At 50.3% G+C, this 1,599-nt stretch carries 3 protein-coding genes and 1 pseudogene; 1 reads left to right on the top strand and 3 read right to left on the bottom strand.

All coding sequences use genetic code 11. The annotated features are described in order from the left end of the window. Positions 1-25: 25 nt before the first annotated feature. From WBA89_RS08645 to WBA89_RS08635, 3 genes are all read right to left on the bottom strand, one after another. Positions 26-724: an energy-coupling factor ABC transporter ATP-binding protein gene (locus WBA89_RS08645; RefSeq protein ID WP_424405639.1), complete on the bottom strand. Its 699-nt coding sequence runs from the start codon at positions 722-724 to the stop codon at positions 26-28. Continuing rightward, a complete protein-coding gene (locus WBA89_RS08640) occupies positions 721-993 on the bottom strand; it encodes a hypothetical protein (RefSeq protein ID WP_424405637.1) in 273 nt (90 codons plus the stop codon). The genes WBA89_RS08645 and WBA89_RS08640 overlap by 4 nt, the downstream gene beginning before the upstream one ends. An 88-nt stretch (positions 994-1,081) precedes the next feature. Next, positions 1,082-1,243: a hypothetical protein gene (locus WBA89_RS08635; protein WP_424405635.1), complete on the bottom strand. Its 162-nt coding sequence runs from the start codon at positions 1,241-1,243 to the stop codon at positions 1,082-1,084. Between the two features lie 229 nt (positions 1,244-1,472). Here WBA89_RS08635 and WBA89_RS08630 point away from each other — a divergent pair. After that, a pseudogene (locus WBA89_RS08630) lies at positions 1,473-1,599 on the top strand (photosystem II D2 protein (photosystem q(a) protein)); the annotation flags it as partial.

Raw genomic sequence — 1,599 nt, 5'->3', positions numbered from 1 at the left:
AGAAGCGATTTCAATCGCCGAATGACTAAACATCCTGACTTTGCATCAACCGCTGCTTCAAACGCGCCGGATCTCCCCGATCGACAACTTGGCCCTTTTCCAACAAAAAAGCCCCATCACAATAATTCAACTCATCCAAACGGTGAGTCACCCACAAAGCAGTAATCCCGCGATTTTTCACCAACCGCTGCACCGCCGCCACCAAATCCAACTGAGAATCAGGATCTAACAAAGCCGTCGGTTCATCCAACAGCAAAATTTCGCAGTGACGGGCGATCGCCCCAGCAAGAGCAATCCGCTGCTTCTGTCCCCCGCTCAAAGCATAAATCGGCCTGCGCTGCAAATCCAGCAAATTCACAGCCTCCAAAGCCTCAGCCACCCTCTGGCGCACCTGAAGATTAGAAAGCTTTTCCTCCACCAAACCAAAAGCCACATCCGCACCCACCGTGGGCATCACCAACTGGTGATCCGGGTTTTGGAACACAAAACCCACACGCCCGCCCAGATCAATTTCGCCCGACTGGGGGTGCAGCAGCCCAGCCATCAGCCTCAGCAGCGTAGATTTGCCGCTGCCGTTAGTGCCCAAAAGCATCCAAAATTCGCCCTTTGGTACATCCAGAGAGCAACCTTGCAAAACTCGATCGCCCGACGGCCAGCAAAAACCCAAATCCCGCACAGCAACCGCTGACTCATTCATACCGGCACCGACACCCCCAGCCCTCATTCTGCCGCCGACATCGAGACAAAACCAGGGGATCTGCCCGTAGATGACGCGCCGGATTTCTGAGAAACCACCACCCCAGAAATCTCGCTGCTGACTACAGCCACCTTTTTCTCAGGATTTTTCTCGCAGGTGAGTTCCAAGATTTGCGGTTGGGAGTTGCGAATCGCATCCAGAACCTGCTGGTAAACAGTCGCAGCGTCCTCCTCCAATTTCCGCTGTACCGACAGGGAGACGGGCGTATTTTTCACAATGATGTCAATGCTGAACATATAGTCTTAAAAACCTAAGTTTGGAGCTCTCTCCTCAGTATATATATAGGACTGTCTCGGACGCATCAAGACTCAAAAAACCAGTTTTTTACCGTTTCGGCGGGCTGCAACGAAGTATTTCTGTGAAAAAATCCGGTTTCTGTACGGGTTCGGCTTCGTGCGTGCCGGGATTCCGGGCGGAGCATCTGTGCGATCGAAAGCGATCGCTAAAATCAAAAAAGGCTTTTCGCAAAGCCCCAGATGCTGCCATTCCGGGTTTATCCGAGAACTTCCAGGACTTCAGGAACAAGTAAAGATCCGGAAGTTATTTAAGAAACACTTGCTTTTGTAAAGAATTACCTCTATAATTGTGAATACGGTAAAGAAAAGTAAACTCTGTTCATAATCCTATTTGTTTTCTGCTAAGCAGAGGCAACTGTAGGAGACTGATGATTAGAGACAAATCCGTTGTAATTATATCTATTTGGAGATTTGCGTAAATGACAATCGCAGTCGGACGCGCCCAGACCGAAAGAGGCATCTTTGATGTACTCGACGACTGGCTCAAGCGCGATCGCTTCGTCTTCGTAGGCTGGTCTGGCATCCTGCTATTCCCCTGTGCCTACA

Origin of the sequence: Microcoleus sp., assembly GCF_049646505.1 — a bacterium.
Lineage (GTDB): Bacteria > Cyanobacteriota > Cyanobacteriia > Cyanobacteriales > Microcoleaceae > Microcoleus.
The sequence above is the reverse complement of the archived record's forward strand: the minus strand, read 5'-3'. Positions and strand labels throughout refer to the sequence as shown.

Bases quoted from the DNA above. Each gene is read 5' to 3' on its own strand.
- WBA89_RS08645 (WP_424405639.1), bottom strand. From the start codon at position 724: ATGAGGGCTGGGGGTGTCGGTGCCGGTATGAATGAGTCAGCGGTTGCT.
- WBA89_RS08640 (WP_424405637.1), bottom strand. From the start codon at position 993: ATGTTCAGCATTGACATCATTGTGAAAAATACGCCCGTCTCCCTGTCG.
- WBA89_RS08635 (WP_424405635.1), bottom strand. From the start codon at position 1,243: ATGGCAGCATCTGGGGCTTTGCGAAAAGCCTTTTTTGATTTTAGCGAT.